This is a genomic window from Nocardiopsis lucentensis DSM 44048 (assembly GCF_000341125.1).
In the GTDB taxonomy this organism is placed as follows: domain Bacteria; phylum Actinomycetota; class Actinomycetes; order Streptosporangiales; family Streptosporangiaceae; genus Nocardiopsis; species Nocardiopsis lucentensis.
The window spans coordinates 1-17,692 of the sequence record NZ_ANBC01000890.1 but is presented as its reverse complement, the minus strand read 5'-3'; the positions used below and the strand labels follow the sequence as shown (position 1 = coordinate 17,692).

Annotated in this window: 19 protein-coding genes; 7 read left to right on the top strand and 12 right to left on the bottom strand. The window is 71.3% G+C overall.

What is annotated here, in order from left to right:
* Nucleotides 1-398 precede the first annotated feature (398 nt).
* From D471_RS0130470 to D471_RS0130455, 4 genes are all read right to left on the bottom strand, one after another.
* Nucleotides 399-836, bottom strand: a complete 438-nt coding sequence (locus D471_RS0130470; RefSeq protein ID WP_017602115.1) for a hypothetical protein — start codon at nt 834-836, stop codon at nt 399-401.
* 3 nt (nt 837-839) lie between these two features.
* Complete coding sequence (locus tag D471_RS37055) at nt 840-1,070, bottom strand: hypothetical protein (protein ID WP_449406586.1); 231 nt, start codon at nt 1,068-1,070, stop codon at nt 840-842.
* Between the two features lie 84 nt (nt 1,071-1,154).
* Nucleotides 1,155-1,472: a TadE family type IV pilus minor pilin gene (locus D471_RS0130460; RefSeq protein WP_152486505.1), complete on the bottom strand. Its 318-nt coding sequence runs from the start codon at nt 1,470-1,472 to the stop codon at nt 1,155-1,157.
* A 16-nt stretch (nt 1,473-1,488) separates the two neighbouring features.
* Nucleotides 1,489-1,689: a DUF4244 domain-containing protein gene (locus D471_RS0130455; RefSeq protein WP_017602113.1), complete on the bottom strand. Its 201-nt coding sequence runs from the start codon at nt 1,687-1,689 to the stop codon at nt 1,489-1,491.
* Between the two features lie 286 nt (nt 1,690-1,975).
* On the opposite strand from D471_RS0130455, the gene D471_RS37050 reads away from it, so the two are divergent.
* On the top strand, nt 1,976-2,473 hold the full coding sequence (locus D471_RS37050) for a hypothetical protein (protein WP_017602112.1): 498 nt from the start codon (nt 1,976-1,978) through the stop codon (nt 2,471-2,473).
* A gap of 33 nt (nt 2,474-2,506) precedes the next feature.
* Here D471_RS37050 and D471_RS0130445 read toward each other — a convergent pair whose 3' ends face one another.
* The gene (locus D471_RS0130445; protein WP_017602111.1) at nt 2,507-4,801 is read right to left on the bottom strand and encodes a DEAD/DEAH box helicase; all 2,295 of its coding nucleotides are present in this window, start codon (nt 4,799-4,801) and stop codon (nt 2,507-2,509) included.
* A 233-nt stretch (nt 4,802-5,034) separates the two neighbouring features.
* Between D471_RS0130445 and D471_RS0130440 the strand changes: the two genes are divergently transcribed.
* Together D471_RS0130440 and D471_RS0130435 are read left to right on the top strand one after the other, a co-directional pair.
* Nucleotides 5,035-5,382, top strand: coding sequence for an STAS domain-containing protein (locus D471_RS0130440; protein ID WP_017602110.1), 348 nt, complete (start codon nt 5,035-5,037; stop codon nt 5,380-5,382).
* A 13-nt stretch (nt 5,383-5,395) separates the two neighbouring features.
* Complete coding sequence (locus tag D471_RS0130435; RefSeq protein WP_017602109.1) at nt 5,396-5,950, top strand: ATP-binding protein; 555 nt, start codon at nt 5,396-5,398, stop codon at nt 5,948-5,950.
* A 338-nt stretch (nt 5,951-6,288) separates the two neighbouring features.
* Here D471_RS0130435 and D471_RS0130430 read toward each other — a convergent pair whose 3' ends face one another.
* The 3 genes from D471_RS0130430 to nth form a co-directional block, all read right to left on the bottom strand.
* The gene (locus D471_RS0130430; RefSeq protein ID WP_017602108.1) at nt 6,289-7,467 is read right to left on the bottom strand and encodes a MarP family serine protease; all 1,179 of its coding nucleotides are present in this window, start codon (nt 7,465-7,467) and stop codon (nt 6,289-6,291) included.
* 26 nt (nt 7,468-7,493) lie between these two features.
* A complete protein-coding gene (locus D471_RS0130425) occupies nt 7,494-8,147 on the bottom strand; it encodes an NUDIX hydrolase (protein ID WP_017602107.1) in 654 nt (217 codons plus the stop codon).
* A 144-nt stretch (nt 8,148-8,291) separates the two neighbouring features.
* Nucleotides 8,292-9,035 (bottom strand): endonuclease III, encoded by a 744-nt coding sequence (gene nth, locus D471_RS0130420; protein ID WP_026128244.1) that lies wholly within the window; start codon nt 9,033-9,035, stop codon nt 8,292-8,294.
* Between the two features lie 292 nt (nt 9,036-9,327).
* Here nth and D471_RS0130415 point away from each other — a divergent pair, with 292 nt between their 5' ends.
* Nucleotides 9,328-10,014: a Crp/Fnr family transcriptional regulator gene (locus tag D471_RS0130415; protein WP_017602105.1), complete on the top strand. Its 687-nt coding sequence runs from the start codon at nt 9,328-9,330 to the stop codon at nt 10,012-10,014.
* A 77-nt stretch (nt 10,015-10,091) separates the two neighbouring features.
* Here the strand turns inward: D471_RS0130415 and D471_RS0130410 are convergent, their stop codons facing one another.
* The 4 genes from D471_RS0130410 to D471_RS37045 form a co-directional block, all read right to left on the bottom strand.
* On the bottom strand, nt 10,092-10,898 hold the full coding sequence (locus tag D471_RS0130410) for an MBL fold metallo-hydrolase (RefSeq protein WP_017602104.1): 807 nt from the start codon (nt 10,896-10,898) through the stop codon (nt 10,092-10,094).
* A 107-nt stretch (nt 10,899-11,005) separates the two neighbouring features.
* Nucleotides 11,006-11,890: an NUDIX hydrolase gene (locus tag D471_RS0130405; RefSeq protein ID WP_017602103.1), complete on the bottom strand. Its 885-nt coding sequence runs from the start codon at nt 11,888-11,890 to the stop codon at nt 11,006-11,008.
* Between the two features lie 78 nt (nt 11,891-11,968).
* Nucleotides 11,969-12,433, bottom strand: a complete 465-nt coding sequence (locus D471_RS0130400; RefSeq protein WP_017602102.1) for a RidA family protein — start codon at nt 12,431-12,433, stop codon at nt 11,969-11,971.
* Complete coding sequence (locus D471_RS37045; protein WP_013156298.1) at nt 12,433-12,606, bottom strand: DUF4177 domain-containing protein; 174 nt, start codon at nt 12,604-12,606, stop codon at nt 12,433-12,435. Before D471_RS37045 ends, D471_RS0130400 begins: the two co-directional genes overlap by 1 nt.
* A gap of 170 nt (nt 12,607-12,776) precedes the next feature.
* On the opposite strand from D471_RS37045, the gene D471_RS0130390 reads away from it, so the two are divergent.
* The 3 genes from D471_RS0130390 to D471_RS0130380 form a co-directional block, all read left to right on the top strand.
* Nucleotides 12,777-13,820, top strand: a complete 1,044-nt coding sequence (locus tag D471_RS0130390) for an ArsA-related P-loop ATPase (RefSeq protein WP_026128243.1) — start codon at nt 12,777-12,779, stop codon at nt 13,818-13,820.
* Entirely contained in the window at nt 13,817-14,962 is a 1,146-nt protein-coding gene (locus tag D471_RS0130385) for an ArsA family ATPase (protein WP_017602099.1), read from the top strand. The genes D471_RS0130390 and D471_RS0130385 overlap by 4 nt, the downstream gene beginning before the upstream one ends.
* 375 nt (nt 14,963-15,337) lie before the next feature.
* Nucleotides 15,338-17,692, top strand: a 2,355-nt coding sequence (locus D471_RS0130380) for a penicillin-binding protein (protein ID WP_026128242.1), incomplete at its 3' end; no start/stop codon positions are given.

Here is a 17,692-nt window from a genome sequence, read left to right as displayed (position 1 = left end):
CTCGGTGACCTTCCCCGGCCGAGCCCCCACCACACGAACAGCCAGGAGCCACCCGTGCCCCACGCAACCCGGCAAGACCACGCGCCACCGTTCGCTCCCTCGCGGTCCGGTCTCACCGCCAGGCGAACGCCACCGGCCCCGACGACCTGTCGGAGCTGGCCGAGGCCATCCGTGCCCTCCTCCACCACCGCCCCGGCCTCGGCCACCCCACGATCCCGAACGGCAGGACCCCGCCGATGCCCACGCTCGTCACCGACCTGCTCATCGCCCTGGCCGAGGTCCACCGGCTCGCCCTGACCATCGACGCCCTCCGCACCGGCCCCTGACCCGCTCCGTGCGGGACACCGCGCGGCAGGAGGTGCCGGAGGGCGGCCACGGCCCGGGCGGGCGCGTCCCGTCTAGGACTCGTTCTCGCACAGCCCGTCGATGATGTCGTCGAGGACGAGCGTGCGGTCGCGAACCGACATCAGGGTGAGCTCCTTGAGCGCGGGACGGGTGTCGACCCGGTCTCCCCGCGTGCCCTCGACCATGCACACCCGCATGCAGTGCTGGGTGGTGGCCTGCCAGAAGTCGCGCTCGTCGATGGGGGCGATGCTGTAGACCGTGGCCGGGTAGCGGGGCGGACGGCTCGGCGAGTACCACTGCTCGACCCGGGTGAGCACGAACCCGGTGATCAGGGAGTCGAACACCCCACCCTTCGCGAGGTCGGCCACCGCCTCGCGGTCCCCCTCGGCTCGGCACTCGGAGCAACAGGCCAGTTCCGCCCGCAGCAGCCATCGGGCACGAGCGTGGCTCACCTCGGAGTTCTTGAGTGTGCTCGGGTGTCTGTGTCCCATAGATCAGCAGGGTACGGCCGAACCGGGCCGGCGCGGGCCCGGGCGGTGACGGTCCGCTCCGACACGGACGAGGGGACCGAGACCACCACTTCGACGGTCAGGCCGGTGACGACGCACGAGACCAGCGCACCACCATTGGCCTCGGCGGTGAACCNCGGCGCCCGCCAGCGCGGCGAGGTCGGCGGCGGTGGCGGCCCGGCCCCGGTCCAGGCGGGCGGCCGCGGTGAGCAGCACGGTGAGGACGGCCAGCCAGAGCAGCGCGCACACCCCCACCGTCCAGACCGTGGCGGAACCGGTGTCGTGGGTGACGCGCACGGATCACACCCCCGGTTCCAGCGGGACGGCCGCGTTCCCGACCACCTCGACTGGCGGACCGATCGCCGGGCCGATCCGCAGCTCGGCCCGGACGGTCACCCGCGCCGTCCCCGCCTCGCGGACCAGCCGCACGTCGGCGGTGTCGGGGGAGGCGGACAGCGCCAGCTCACGCGCCCTGTGGTCGGTCTCGCCCCGTGCGAGGGCACGGGCTCCCACGCGCGCGGCGTCGGCGCACGCCAGCTGGGTGGCGGCCACCGTGACCCCGCCGAGCAGCACGGACAGGACGAGCAGCAACGAGGGGAGCACCATGGCGGTCTCCATGGTGACCGAGCCCCGGTCAGACACCGGAGCTGAGCGCGTCGACGACGAGGTTGGTGAGGACGTCGTTCACGGTGTCACCGGTGAGGATGGCGTACAGGACACCGGCGAAGGCGACGGCCGAGACAGCGCACAACGCGTACTCGGCCGTGGTCACCCCCCGGTCGTCGGCGGGGACCCGGGTGACATCCGCGCCCCCGTCGACCACGTTCGTGGTCATCCCGTGATCGGTGGGGACTCGAGGTCGGACGAGTGGACACGCGGCAACAGGCATGGGACCTCCCGGGGCGGGGGGTGACGGAGCGTCAACCCTCTCCCACCAGGGTCCGCCGGGCGGGGGGTCGGCGAAAGACCCATCCACAGCCTGTGGACAACCGCCCCGGCGCGCCACACTCCTCCGCCCGGCGGCGGCCACGCGTCTGGGACACCGCACCGACCGGACCTGGCGGGCCACGTCCGTCGGCCATCGGGAACGCCGCCGAGGACCGAGCGCCTAGGGTTCCCGCATGGCTCCACACGCGATCCCCATCGGCCTGAGTGATCGGCTCTCCCACATCGACGAGGCCCTCGCCACCCCGTTCCCCACGCGGAGCGTCGGGAACGGCCCGCACGTCTCCGGCCCCGGCTTCCACCTGTCGACACTCGCCCTCAGCCGGGACTTCTGGGAGGACCGGTCGCCGGAGATCGTCGACGCCGCCCTGGCCTCGGTCGAGGCGGAGCGGGACCAGGTCGTCGCGGCACTCGCGCGCAGATGGGGACCCGCCCAGCGATTGGACACGGCCACCTTCAGGGACGTCGTCGACGAGGGAGAACCGATCCCCGACCACTTCCACGAACTGTCCTACGCCGTGGACGATCCGCCGTTCTGGCGACACCGTCCCATCGACCGCTGGCTCGGGCTGGCCATCGTCCAACACGACAGCGAACTGCCGTTCCTCCTGTACGCGGTGGTCGGGGCGGAGTCGGACCTCGACGCCGTGTCGGCCGTTTCTCCCCGTGGATGATGGAGCCGGAGTATCCACAGGCTGTGGAAGGTTTCATTCCTCAGCCACGTCCAGGACCTCGTCCAGCAGTCTCAGGGCCCCGGACTTGCTCAGCGGCTCGTTCCCGGTCCCGCACTTCGGCGACTGGATGCACGAGGGGCACCCCTGGTCGCACTCGCAGTCGGCGATCACGTCGCGGGTCGCGGCCAGCCACTCGCGTGCGGCCGCGAAGCCCCGTTCGGCGAAGCCCGCACCGCCCTGGTACCCGTCGTAGACGAAGACCGTCAGCCTTCCCGTGTCGGTGTGCACGGAGGTGGACACCCCGCCGATGTCCGACCGGTCGCAGGTGGCCAACAGCGGCAGCAGTCCGATCGACGCGTGTTCGGCCGCGTGCGCCGCGCCCAGTAGGCCCACGTCGGCCTCACGCAGCCGCTCCTCGCCCTCGCGCGGCAGCGTCCACCACACGGCGCGCGTGTGCAGCGTCCGCTCCGGCAGGTCCAGGGGCTGCTCTCCCAGGACCGCCCCCGTCCGCACGTCCCGCTTGAGGAAGCCCACCACCCGGCGGGCCACCTCGACCTCCCCGAAGTACACGGCCGCCCCGCTGGGCCAGGACTCCTTCCGACGGACCGACCGCACCGTGATGTCCGTGGTGTCGCGCGCCCACGTGCTGTAGGGGGGCTCCGCCTGGTGCACGAGGGCGACCCCCTCCCCCAGGTCGAGGTCGTCGACGAGGTAGGTGGTTCCCTGGTGCAGGTACACCGCGCCGGGGTGCACGGTGCCGTGTGCCGCCGCCTCGTCGATCTCGCCGAGCAGCTGCCCGCTGCCGGTGTCGACGATCTGCACCGGCGGGCCGCCCGCTCCCCGGATATCGGCCATGTCACTCGCGCGTTCGTTGCTCGTCCAGAACCAGCCCCTCGGGCGCTTCCTCAGAAGTTTTCCTGAGACGAGTTCACCGAGCAGCTCCTCGGTCGTCGGACCGAACAGAGTGAAGTCGTCCCGGGTGATCGGGAGTTCCTGGGCCGCCGCGCACAGGTGTGGACCGAGGATGTGCGGGTTTTCCGGATCAAGAACCGTCGCCTCTACGGACCGACCGAAAATGGCCTCCGGGTGGTGGGCCAGATAGGTGTCCAGTGGGTCGTCGCGGGCGATGAACACCGCGAGCGCGTCCTCACCGCGCCGTCCCGCGCGGCCGGCCTGCTGCCACAGCGAGGCCAGTGTCCCCGGCCACCCCGCGATGAGCACGGCGTCCAGGCCGCTGATGTCCACCCCGAGTTCGAGGGCGTTGGTCGTCGCCAGACCGAGGATCCTCCCCGACCGCAGCGACTCCTCCAGTTCCCTGCGCTCCGACGCCAGGTAGCCGCCCCGGTAGGCGGCCACGCGCGCGGCCAGGTCGTGCCCACCCCTCTCGGACAGCAGCCGTTGGGTGGTCAGCGCGACCACCTCCGCCCCCTGCCGGGAGCGCACGAAGACGAGCGTACGGACCCCGTCCCGAACCAGGTCAGCGAGCATCTCCGCGGCCTGCGACGACGCCGTCCGCCGTACCGGGGCGCCCTGCTCACCCGTCATCTCGGTCAGCTCCGGCTCCACGAGCGCCACGGACATCCCCGCACGGGGTGAACCGTCCTCGGTGACCTCCGCGACCGGAACCCCCGTGAGTCGGCTCGCGCTCTCGCCGGGGCTTCCGGAGGTGGCCGAGGCCAGCACGAACACCGGTTCGGAACGGTACCGGGCACAGATCCGGCGCAGCCGCCGCAGGATCAGCGCGACGTGCGAACCGAACACCCCCCGGTACCGGTGCGCCTCGTCGATCACCACGTACCGCAGCCTGCGCAGGAAGCGCGACCACGCCCCGTGCCGGGGCAGGACGCCGTGGTGCAGCATGTCCGGATTGGTCAGGACGTAGTTGCCGTGCTCACGTACCCACGAACGCTCCTCCGGCCGCGTGTCCCCGTCGTAGACCGCCGCCCGCACGCCCGGAAGTCCGAGGTCCGATATCCACCGCAGCTGGTCCTGGGCGAGCGCCTTGGTCGGGGAGAGATAGAGCACGGTCCCACCCGAGTCAACCGCGTCCACCGCGGGCATAAGGAAGGCAAGCGACTTTCCCGAGGCGGTACCCGTGGCTATGATCACATCACTGCCCGAGCGTGCGAGGTCGGCCGCGGCGGCCTGGTGGGACCACGGACCCGTGATCCCCCGTGCCGCGAGGCGTTCGACCAGGTGGGGCGCGGTCCACCCCGGCCACTCCCCGCTCGCCCCGTCGCCCGGGGCCACACGTTCGATATGGGTCACCCGCGGGTACCGGGTATCGTCACGCCACACATCGGGGAGCACGGGCTCCGATCGCCTCATCCGAGACCCCTCCTCACTGGACACGTTCCCGACCCACGATCCTCCCGGCGAGGGGTGTGGCACTGGGGGACATCGGTTTCAGTGTGGCATCCGGGGGAAGAGTGGCGCGGTGTCACCGTTTTTCTGCTCATCGCAGGAAGACACACTCTGTACCCGTGGTTGAATGCGTGCTGGTGGGGTAACGCCCGGCAGAAGACCATTCGCGTTATACGCGGTTCGGCGCTGGAGGACTAGTGGACCTGAAGCTTGATCATTACACCGAGGGCGACACCGAGGTCGTTGTCGTTGAGGGTGAGATCGATGTCTATACCGCGCCCCGGCTCCGCGAGCTGCTGATCGACCTGGTCAACAAGGGCAACTTCCACCTCGTGGTCAACATGGAGAAGGTGGAGTTCCTGGACTCGACGGGCCTCGGCGTGCTCGTGGGCGGGCTCAAGCGCGTCCGCGCGCACAACGGGACGCTCGCCCTGGTCTGCACCCAGGAGCGCATCCTCAAGATCTTCCGGATCACCGGCCTGACCAAGGTGTTCGGTATCCACGACTCGGTGCAGGAAGCCATCGACAAGCGCCCCGAGAAGTAGTCCAGAGCGAGCGATGGCAACCATCACGCTGACGATCAGCGCGCTCCCGGCACACGTGCGGACGGCGCGGCTCATGGCCGCGACCGTCGCACGGCGGGCCGGTATCGCCGCGACAGCGATCGACGAGATCAGGCTGGCGGTCGGTGAGGCGTGTTCTCGGGCGGTGGCCGCGCACAAGCTGCACTGCCCGACACAGCCGATCCTGCTCCAGCTGATCGACGGTGCCGGCGCCGAGTCCACGGCGAAGGCCGATGGTGGCACGCCCGGTCGCGTCCTGCGCGCCAACGGCAACGCCACACAGCGTTTCGAGGTCGTCGTCTCCGACCGTGCCCCGGCCAAGGACACGGAGGAGTCGACCAATCACACGAGCCCCCTGCTCGACGGGCTCTTCCTCGACGGTGACGAGACCCCTCCAGGCGGGATCTCGGGGTTCTCCCCGGGCCTCGGCCTGGCGGTGATCACCGGCCTCGCGGACGAGGTGCGCATCGATCCCAGCGACCAGGGCACGATCGTGCGGATGAGCTGGCCGGTGGCGGCCGAGCGGGCACACGACCCCAGCTCCAACTAGATTCGCGAACCCGATCGGGGGGCGTCTCCGGGCGGAGACGCCCCCCGTCGCCGTCCCACGGCGACGGGGAGGCCCCGGGAGACACCGCCCGGGGCCAGTTCCTCGGAACGCTCACCCGAGGGGTGTCGTTCGCACACGGTCCGAAGCGAGGCGGCAGGCCCCGAAGGACACCGCTAGGGCGTGTGCCGTGGATGCTGCCCGTAGCGAGCGGCGCATCCGGTGCGGCTCTCGCAAGGCCGAAGAAGGAGTCAGCCCGGGGTTGGCTGTCGACTGATGAGAACGCCGCGAGAGTTGTGCCGGGGCGTCGCGCAGCAGGGTACGTGTCCGCGGAACACGCCCTAGTCGCAGACCTCCGACGAGACCTCGGAGTCGGCCTCCAGGCCCGCGCTCGCGTTGGCGGCGACCTCGTCGGCGGTGAGCACGTACCCCGTCTCGTCCTCGTTGGTCGCGGCGGCGAACACCACGCCGTAGACGGTCCCGTCGGGCGCCAGCAGCGGACCCCCGGAGTTGCCGGGGCGCACCACGGCCCGCACCTGGTAGATCTCCCGGCTCACCTGCTGGGAGTGGTAGAAGTCGGGTCCCTGCGCCGTCTGACGGGCCCTCACGCGCGCTGGGACGGCCGTGAAGCCGCTGTTGCGGGGGAACCCGGCCACGACCGCGTCGTCGCCCTGCTCGGCGGCTCCGTTGAACTCCAGCGGCTCCAGCTCCAATCCCGGCACGTCGAGGACGGCCAGATCCTGCTGGGCGTCGAACAGCACCAGGGTCGCCTCCAACTGGTGCCCGTCCCTCGTGACCACCCGCAGGTCCTCGGTGACCCCGGCGACCACGTGGGCATTGGTCATGATCCGGTCCTCGCCGTACACGAAGCCGGTCCCCTCCACCCGGCGCTGGCAGGCGGGCGCCGTTCCCAGCACCTTGACCACGCTGCGGCTGGCGTCGATCAGCTCCGATGTGGTGAGCACGTCGGGGTCGGGCGGCTCCACCTCAGCCAGCTCACCGGTGCCCAGACCACTGAACACCTGCGGGAAGTCACTCTGGTCGACGATCCGCCGGAAGGTCAGGAACCCGCCCCGGGCCGACTCCGGCATCACCGCGTCGACCGACTGGAGGACACGCGAGTCCCGCACCTGTCCGGCCACGAACGGCAGCGCCGAGTTGGCGACCGTGCTTCCGATGAACCACGCCACCAGCAGCACCGACAGCCCGCTGACGACGGCCCCGCCCATGGCGTCCAGGACCCGCGCCGAGTCCCACGTGACACGGTTCCGTACCAGGGTCCCCAGGTAGGAGAACAGGAACTGGCCCAGTGCCGCGGACAGGAACACCACCGCGATCGCCACCAGCGCCTGTCGCCCGGGGTCCACCACCCATTCCTGGATGTGGGTCGGGGCCGTCAGCGCGGCGAGGACGCCGCCGCCGATGAACCCCGAGAAGCTGAAGACCCCGACGATGAACCCCTGCCGGTAGCCGGTCACGGCGAACAGCAGCAGCAGGACGATCAGGATGACGTCCAGCACGGTCCCCTCCCCTCCCAGAGTGAGCGCTACCCGACCGGGCGCAGGCCGTGCGGGGTCGCTTCGAACATGTCGGTGAGACCCTCACGGCGCCAAGGAAGTTCCCATCCGCCCAGCACGAGCAGACTGTCCACGATCGCTCCGGTGAATCCCCACACGAGCATGCCGTCGACACGGAAGCCCGGACCCCAGCGAGGGCCCTCGCCGTAGCGCACCTCGACCCGGTTCTCCGGAGCGGCCAGGTCGGCTACGGGGACCCGCGAGACCGCCGCGACCTCGCCCAGGTCCACGGGGCGCACCTCGCACGGCTCGCGCCACCACCCCAGGACGGGCACGACGCGAAAGTCGCTGTACCGCAGGTACAACTCGGGAAGGCGGCCGACGACGTCGATCCCGACCGGGTCGGCGCCGGTCTCCTCGGCGGCCTCGCGCAGCGCGGCGGCCTCGGGCGAGACGTCCGCGGCCTCGATCCGGCCGCCCGGGAAGGCGGGCTGTCCGGCGTGCCTGCGCAGGCCGTCGTTGCGCTGGATCAGGAGCAGGTCCGGCCCCTGGGGCCCCTCACCGAACAGGATGAGAACGGCGGACTCGCGCCCGCCGGTCTCCGGCGGGCGCATGGGTCGGGGCACGGGCATCGTCCTGGCCGAGTCCGCGAGCGCGGTGAGCCAGTGCGGTGTCGAGTTCATGAAGGGAACCTGTTCCAGGGGCCGAGAGCGCCGTCGTGTGGGTGGGGAGGGAGAGGGCCGGTCGCCCCGGGGACGAGGAGTGTGCGCTCGCCCACGTGATCAGGGTACAAACCGCCGTCCGATCCCCACGGGAATCACAACGCGTCAGGCGAACGAACGCATCCGCAGCAGCTTGGTCGCGGTGGCCTCGTCCGTGGGCCCCTCGCCGTAGGACGGGCACCAGCGAGCCAGACCGCACGCGCCGCACGCCGGTCTGCGGGCGTGGCAGACGCGGCGCCCGTGCCACACGACGCGGTGGGACAGCATGGTCCAGTCCCTGCGCGGGAAGAGCTCCCCGATCGCGTGCTCGACCTTCACCGGGTCCTGCTCGTCGGTCCACCCGAAGCGTCGGACGAGTCTCCCGAAGTGCGTGTCCACGGTGATTCCCGGCACATCGAAGGCGTTACCGAGCAGTACGTTTGCCGTCTTCCTTCCTACACCGGATAGTTTGACCAGGTCCGCGAGGTTTCCCGGAACCTCGCCGCCGTGTCGCTCGCACAGCGCCTGCCCCAGCCCGATGAGGCTGTTGGCCTTGGCCCGGAAGAAGCCGGTCGACCGGATCATCTCCTCCAACTCCTCACGACGGGCCGACGCGTAGGCCTCGGCGTCGGGGTAGCGCGCGAAGAGGGCGGGGGTGACCTGGTTGACCCGCTTGTCCGTGCACTGGGCGGACAGGATCGTCGCGACCAGGAGTTCGAGCGGGGTCGTGAAGTTCAGTTCGCAGTGCGCGTCCGGGTACAGCTCGACGAGCTCCCGGTACATCCGGCGGGCGCGGCGCACCAACGCGAGCCGACTCTCCCCCGTCGGAGTGGTCGGCGCCGCGGTGCTGTCTGGTGTCTCACGGGGCATCGTCACAGGGTAGGCGCACGGCGGCCCGGGTGCCCGTGCCGACCGGGGAGGGGACACGCTCCCTGGCGGGATCCACTGACACGGTGCGCCAGTGACCGAGATTATGTAACCAATGTCCGATGACACGGCGCGGACCGCCCTGATACGGGTCGATGCGGACTAAGATCTCTTGGGCTGACGTCGGCTGTTGTGGGCTCGTGGTCTCCCGGCGGACAAGCCGAGGTAACGACCTGGTTTCACACCCGGGTGCGATATACGTCACACTGTTGGCGGTCAGGTTTTAGGAGGACGTGTGGTGGACGAGATCAACGAAGTACTGCGGAAGGCCCCCCTCTTCGAGGCCCTGGACGAGGAGGACACGGCCGGACTCCGCGCCTCGGTCAACGAGGTACGACTCGGCCGCGGCCAGACCCTCTTCAGCGAGGGGGACGAGGGTGACCGGCTGTACGTGATCCTCAGTGGGAAGGTGAAGCTGACCCGCACGGCCGTGGACGGCCGCGAGAACCTGCTGGGCGTGCTCGGCCCGAGCGAGATGTTCGGTGAGTTGTCGCTGTTCGACCCGCGTCCGCGCACCGCGAGCGCCGTCGCCGTCACGGACTCCGTGCTCGCCGGGCTGGGCCACGACGACCTGCGCCCCTTCCTCTCCAGCCGCCCGCACGTGTCGCTCCAGCTGCTCAAGTCGCTGGCCGCCCGTCTGCGCCGGACCAACGACGTGATGGCCGACCTGGTCTTCACGGACGTGCCCGGCCGTGTGGCCAAGGCCCTCCTGGAGCTCGCCGACAAGTTCGGCAAGGAGGGCGAGGACGGTCTGCACGTCCACCACGACCTCACTCAGGAGGAGCTCGCGCAGCTCGTCGGCGCCTCCCGCGAGACGGTGAACAAGGCGCTCGCCGAGTTCGCCCTGCGTGGATGGTTGCGGATCGAGGCCAAGGCCGTCGTCCTGCTGGACGTCGAGCGCATGCGCCGCCGCGCGCGCTAGGAGCGCTGAACACCGCGTGGCCGCTCGCCCTGGAGGGGGTGGGCGGCCGCGGTCGTTCCCGGAGCCATAGGCGCTTCCTACGACTCGGCCTCCGCGGACAGCTCATCGCGCACCGCCAGGTAACGCAACTGCGCCCGCACCGACGAGCCCGCGGCGCCGCGAATCTGCTCCGAGATGTCCGGATAGACCCGGTCGATGATCTCCTCCACCCTGGTCGCACCCGCGCGAAGGGCCGACCGGACCTGGTCCAGGCGCGACTCGCGGTGGTCGATGTAGGAGCTCAGCACCGACAGCGGTGAGGACAGGATCGGGCCGTGGCCCGGCAGGATCGTCCGCACCTGGTGCTCACGCGCGATGTCCCGCAACCGGTACAGCGAATCCATGTAGGGGCCGAGCCCGTCGTCGCCGTCGATCACCGGCGTACCGTGCCCCAGCACCGTGTCGCCCGTCAGCAGCGCGTTGTCGGACTCCAGCAGCAGGCAGATCGAGTCGTCCGTGTGCCCCGGCGTCGCGATCACCCGCACCGACAGCCCGTCCACGGTGAGCACCTCGCCGTCGACCAGCCCGGCGCCGCCGACGCGCATCTCCGGGTCGACCGCGTGCACGGGGGCGCCCGTCAGCTCGGAGAAGTAGCGGCCTCCCTCGGTGTGGTCCGGGTGCCGGTGGGTCACGATCGCCATGAGGACCTGTGCGCCCTGTTCCTGCACCGTCCGCGCCACCCGTTCCAGGTGGCGCTCGTCGTGCGGCCCGGGGTCCACGACCACCACGCCGCGCGCACCGGGCTCCCGAAGGATCCAGGTGTTGGTTCCCTCCAACGTCATCGGGCCGGGGTTGGGGCACAGCACGCAGCTGGCGCGCAGCGTCCCGGAACCGTCGATCCTCATCGCACCTCGCTTCGCTCGCCGGTACCGGACCGGTCCGGAGGGGACGGCCACGGGACGCGGCGCGTCCGTCCGCACCAGTGCGGGCCACACCGTGACGTGGGGACCCCTCAGGGGGTCGCGTCGGGCTTCGGAAGGGGGTAGTGGGCCCCGTCCGGGGTCACGATCCGGGTCTGACCGTCGACATCCCGAACGTCCGGTTCAATGGGGACGATATCCCGTCGCGCCTCGCGTACACCTTCCAGGGTGCGACAGGCGGCCAGCTCGGCGCAGGAGACCACCGTGGGCGGCAGCATCGGCATCCGCCCGGCGGCGTTCTCCGCGGCGACCCGCGCCGGGTCGGTCCAGCGGGTCAGGTCGGCCTCGCCGCCCACGTTCCGGGACTCCTGCCCGGGGGGCAGTTCGGCGGCGAAGAACCAGGTGTCGAAGCGGCGCGACTGCACCCTCGGCGTGACCCAGCGCGACCAGGCCCGCAGCCACTCCGAACGCACGACCAGCCCGCGCCGGGAGAGCACCTCGGTGAAGGAGTGGGAGCGGTCGACCAGCCCCCGCCGGTCCCGCTCCCACTCCTCCGTCGCGGTGTCGAGGGTGATGGCCGGCGCGCCGGCCGCCTCGGGCCCACTGGCCAGGAGGACCCCGGTCTCCTCGAAGGTCTCCCTGACCGCGGCGCACACCAGGGCGCGCGCCATCGGCACGTCGGTGCCCAGGACGCGGGCCCACTCGGCCGGGGACGGCCCGGTCCAGGGCAGGTCACCGTCGGCGTCGCGCTGGTCCACGATCCCGCCGGGGAACACGTAGGCGCCCGGGGCGAAGCCCATGGAACGGACCCTGCGCATGAGCAGGACCTCCATGTCCCGCCCGGCGGCCGGAACCCGGCCGGTACCGGCCGCCCCGGCACCGGACCGCTCCGCTCCGGCCCGCGCGGGCCGGAGCAGCATCACGGTGGCGGCGGGCCTGGCCTCGGTACCGCCCCTGAACGCGGACTGTTCGGCCATCGGCGCACCCTCCTGGTCTGTCTCGGGGCCGGTGGCCGCGCCACGGACCCGCTCCCCCATCACGGCCGGACCGTCCGGTCAGCGGACCTCGACGATCATGTCCAGCTCGACCGGCGCGTCCAGCGGCAGCGCGGCCACGCCGACGGCGCTGCGCGCGTGCACCCCGGCGTCGCCGAAGATCCGGCCGACCAGGTCGCTGGCGCCGTTGATCACTCCGGGCTGGCCGGTGAAGTCCGGCGTGCTCGCCACGAACCCGGTCAGCTTCACGACGCGGACCACCCTGGACAGGTCGCCGATCTCGGCGCGGACCGCGGCGATGCCGTTGAGCGCGCACCGGGCGGCCAGCTCCTGGGCGGTCTCCGGAGTGACCTCGGCGCCGACCTTGCCCGTGGCCGGCAGCTCACCGTCGACCAGGGGCAGCTGCCCGGACACGTACACGTGGTCGCCGGAGCGGACCGTCGGCGTGTACGAGGCGAGCGGAGGCACGACGTCGGGCAGGGTCAGCCCCAGCTCGGCGACGCGTTCCTCGGGGGTGGCGGTCATCAGAGCTCTCGCTTCATGTAGGCGACGTACTGCTGGTTGCGCGGGTCGGTGCCCTCGGGAAGCGGAGCGGGCACGACGGAGACGAGCTCCCAGCCGTCCGCACCCCAGTTGTCCAGGATCTGCTTGGTGGCGTGCGACAGCAGAGCCACCGTCTGGTACTCCCACTTGCTCATGATGTACTCCCCCATCCGGAACCGGCGGCCCACCGGGGTGTGGCGGGGCCGCACGTCAACGCCGCCACCTTACTCACCCGGCGGATCGCACGCGTCCACCGCCGGCGCCCCGGCACGGTTCCCCCGACGTGCCCGGTCGCGGGGGTCGGCGCGGACGTAGACTCCGTGGGGTGAACGAGGCTGAGTTCGGACCGGGGCGCCCTCGGGAGCCCCGTGCCGGGGTGCGACTGCACATCGTCACCGGCAAGGGCGGGACGGGTAAGACCACGGTGGCCACGGCGCTGGCCATGGCCCTGGCCTCGCGCGGCGGCCGCGTCCTCCTGGTCGAGGTCGAGGGGCGACAGGGAGTGGCGACCCTCCTCGGACACCCCGCGCTGCCGTACGAGGAGCGGGAGTTGACCCCCCTGCCGAGCGGCGGGCGGGTGTGCGTCCTGGCCGCCGACGCCGAATCGGCGCTGCTGGAGTACCTGGAGCTGTTCTACGGGATGCGGCGCGCCGGACAGGCGCTGAACCGGCTGGGCGCCGTCGACTTCGCGACCACGATCGCCCCCGGACTGCGCGACGTCCTGCTGACCGGCAAGGCCACCGAGGCCGTCCGCCGCCGCGCCGGCGCGCGCCGACGGGCCGCGGACAGCGCCTCCGCGCCCTTCCACTACGACGCCGTCGTCATGGACGCGCCGCCCACCGGCCGGATCGGCCGGTTCCTCAACGTCAACTCGGAGGTGGCCGGCCTGGCCCGTGTGGGTCCGGTCCGCGACCACGCCGACAAGGTCATGTCGGTCATCCGCTCCCCCCGGACCCGGGTGCACTTCGTGACCCTGCTGGAGGAGATGCCCGCGCAGGAGACCCTGGACGGGATCGCCGAGATCAACGCCCTGGGGCTGCGCGTGGGATCGGTGGTCGTCAACATGGCGCGTCCGCCCCTGCTGGGGGAGGACGACCTGGCCGCCGCCGCGAACGGCGGGCTGGACAAGGCGGAACTCGTCTCCGGGCTGAAGGCGGCCGGGCTGTCCGACGTCGACGGCCTGGCGGCGGCACTGTCCGACGAGGTCCGGGCACACGCGCTGCGGGTGCGGCTGGAGCACCGGACACGGGCCCGTCTGACGGAACTGGGGCGGCCCGTGGTGGAACTCCCCCACCTGGAGGGCGGTGTGGACCGCTCCGCGCTGGACAGACTGGCGGAGACTCTGGGGGAACAGGGGATGGACCGGTGACCGCGACGCACGCGCCCTCCGCGCCCCGTCTGGACGTGGACGCGCTCATCGACTCTCCGGAGACCCGGATCATCGTGTGCTGCGGCGCGGGTGGGGTCGGGAAGACCACGACGGCCGCCGCTCTGGGGCTGCGCGCGGCCGAACGGGGACGGCGGGCGGTGGTGATCACCGTGGACCCGGCCCGGAGGCTGGCTCAGTCACTGGGCCTGGAGTCCCTGGACAACGCGCCGCGCCCGGTTCCGCTCCCCGAGGGGACGCCGGGCGGCCTGCACGCGATGATGCTCGACATGAAGCGGACGTTCGACGAGGTCGTCGAGGAGCACGCCGACCCCGAACGCGCGCGCCAGATCCTGGCCAACCCCTTCTACCAAACGCTCTCCACCAGCTTCTCCGGAACGCAGGAGTACATGGCGATGGAGAAGCTGGGCCAGCTCCGCCAGTCGGGCGAGTGGGACCTGATCGTGGTGGACACACCGCCCAGCCGGTCGGCACTCGACTTCCTGGACGCCCCCAAGCGGTTGGGGCGGTTCCTGGACGGCAGGTTGATCCGGTTCCTCAGCGCTCCGGCGAGCACGGGCGCGTTCCGGTTTCTGGGAGCCGGGGTCAACCTGGTGACCTCCGCCGTGAACAAGGTGGTGGGCGCCCAACTCCTCAGCGACCTGCGCTCGTTCGTCTCGGCCTTCGACACCGTCTTCGGCGGTTTCCAGGCGCGAGCGGAGCGGACCTACCGGCTGCTCCAGGCGCCGGGGACGGCGTTCGTGGTGGTGACGGTGCCCGACACGGACGCCCTGCGCGAGGCCTCCTACTTCGTCGACCGCCTGGCGGCCGACGGGATGCCGCTGGCGGGGCTGGTGGTCAACCGCGCCCATCCCCTGCCGGACGGGGCGGGCGCGCGCCTGACGGCCGCGGAGGCGGTCAGGGCGGAGACGGCGCTGCGCGACGCGGGCACGCATTCGCTGGCGTCGGCCGCGCTGCGGTTGCACGCGGAGCGGGTCCGCACACGCGAGCACGAGGCCCGGCTGCGCAACCGCATGCTGTCCCACCACCGCGGGATCCGGGTGGCCGAGGTGGCCGCGCTCCCGGAGGACGTGCACGACCTGGCGGGGCTGCGGACCATCGGCGCGGCCCTCGCGGACGGGTGACCCGGGGGTCCGACGGGCCGGGACGGACACCGGTCGTCGGATGGGGCGGACGTCGCGAACGGCGGCGCGTCCCAGCCGTTACCTGATCGTATGAAACCGGACACCAGGGGAGGCGAACCCCGCCATCGACCATCGCGTCCCACCTCATAAGGCCCGCTCGAACCAAGCCACACGGAGGGGCCCGCGCCCTCGGAGCCGGGGGCCCGGGAGAGCGAACCGCACCCCCGTTCGGGGACGTTGGGCGTGACAAGATGACCCGGGGGCGTCGCCCGGACCCCCGACGGGCGATTCGACACGGCTACGCACCCTCCGTTCCACATCACACCTGTTCGAGCGTTCGTGGTCACTTAGTCTGATGGGGTGGGTCAGGGGACATTGCTTCAAAGAATCAGTCAACTCGTCGTCGTCGGCGCCATCGCGGGACTCCTCGTGGCGGCGCTGGCCCTCCCGGCACTCGGCGGCCTCGGGATCACGGCGAGGAACGTCGCCAGCGGCTTCCTCGACATGCCGAGCAACCTGGAGACGCCGCCCCCTCCCCAACGTTCCACGATCTACGACCGCGAGGGCAACGTCATCGCGGAGGTCTTCGACCAGAACCGCGAGCTGGTCGAGCTCGAGGACGTCTCACCGGTCATGGTCGACGCGATCCTCGCCATCGAGGACGCCAGCTTCTACGAGCACGGCGGCATCGACGTCTCCGGCACCCTCCGCGCGGCCGTGCGCACCCTCAACGGCGACGTCGAGGGCGCGTCCTCCATCACCCAGCAGTACGTGAAGAACGTCCAGATCGAGGCCGCCACCTCCCAGGAGGAGCTGGAGCAGGCCCGTGAGACGACCATCGCGCGCAAGATCCGGGAGCTGCGCTACGCCGTGGCCCTGGAACAGCGGATGAGCAAGGACGAGATCCTCGAGGGCTACCTCAACATCGCCTACTTCAGCGACGGCGCCTACGGGGTCGAGTCCGCGGCCCAGCACTTCTTCCAGGTGTCCGCGAGCGAGCTGGAACTGCACCAGGCCGCCACGATCGCGGGTCTCGTGCGCTACCCGTACCTCTACAACCCGCGCTTCTACCCCGAGCAGACCACCGAGCGGCGCAACGTCGTGCTCGACCGCATGGTCGCCACCGGGGCGATCACCCAGGAGGAGGCGGACGAGGCCAAGGAGGTCCCGATCGACCTCGACCTGGACACCGAGCCCAACGGCTGCGTCCCCAGCGACCAGCCCTTCTTCTGCGACTACGTGATCCGGGAGATCGAGGCGGACGAGCGCTTCGGCTCCGACGAGACCGAGCGGGCGCGCTGGCTGCGCACCGCCGGCCTGGAGATCCACACCACCCTGGACCCGCAGACGCAGGAGGCGGGCCAGGCGGCCGTGGACGACTGGGTGCCCCGGGAGAACGAGTCCCGCAAGGTCGCCGCCCAGGCCATCATCGAGCCGGGCACCGGCCACATCATCGGCATGATGCAGAGCCGCAACTACGGCCCCGACGAGAGCAAGCTCGGCGAGACGTCCATCAACTTCGCCACCGACTTCGACCGGGGCGGGAGCACGGGCTTCCAAGCCGGATCGACGTTCAAGCCGATCACTCTGGCCGCGGCCCTGGACGAGGGGCTGCCGTTCAACACCTCCTTCCCCGCGCCGGGCACCATGACGGTGAGTGGGCAGCGGTCCTGCAACGGCGGCAGTCTCCAGCCCTGGAACGTGTCGAACTTCGGGGACAGCAACGACGGCGTGCACAACATGGTCACGGGGACCCGCGCCTCGTCCAACACCTACTTCGCCCAGCTCCAGCGTCGGGTGGGGTTGTGCGACGTGATCGAGATGGCGGAGAACCTCGGCCTGCGGCGGGCCGACGGCACGCTGTTCACGGAGAACCCGAACACACTGGCCAACAGCAGCTTCACTCTGGGCAGTGAGGAGGTCTCGCCGCTGCGCGTCGCCAACGCCTACGCGACCTTCGCCTCGGGCGGGATCTACTGCGAGCCGCAGGCGATCACCCGCATCGTGGACAAGCAGGCCGACACGACCACCGACTTCGAGCCGGACTGCGAGCGGCGGCTCGACGAGGACGTGGCCGACGGGGTCGCCTTCCTGCTGTCGCAGACCTTCAACGGCGGCACCACCACCGGCCTGGGCATCGGCCGTCCGGCGGGCGCCAAGACCGGCACCACCGACAACTCGGCGGCGGCCTGGTTCGCCGGGATCACCCCCCAGATGGCCAGCTCCATCTTCGTCGGCGACCCGCGCGGCCCGCAGCAGCACCCGCTGACCAACGTCACCATCGGCGACCGCTACTTCAGCGTGGTCTTCGGCGCGACGATCCCGGGTCAGATCTGGCATGACACCATGCTGGCCGCCCACGAGGGCCTGGAGGTCGAGCAGCTGGCGCCCGCGCCCTCACAGTTCGGCTCCACGGCACCGCCCCGGCAGCCCAGGGAGACCGAGGAGCCCAGCCCGGCCGCAGACGAAGGCGGCGTGCCCGACGTGATCGGCATGGAGGAGGACGCCGCGGTGGCCGCCCTCCAGGACGCCGGGTACCGGGTGAACGTGTCCGGCGGCCGGATCCGCTCCTCGCAGCCCGAGGGCACGGTGGCCGCGGTCAACCCCGACCCGGGCACACGCCTGCCGGAGGGCGCCACGGTGAACGTGTTCCTGAGCCAGGGCGGCCTCACGCCGACCGGCCCGGCGGACACCGAGACCTGGTTCCCGGTACAGCCGATGTCGCCGTTC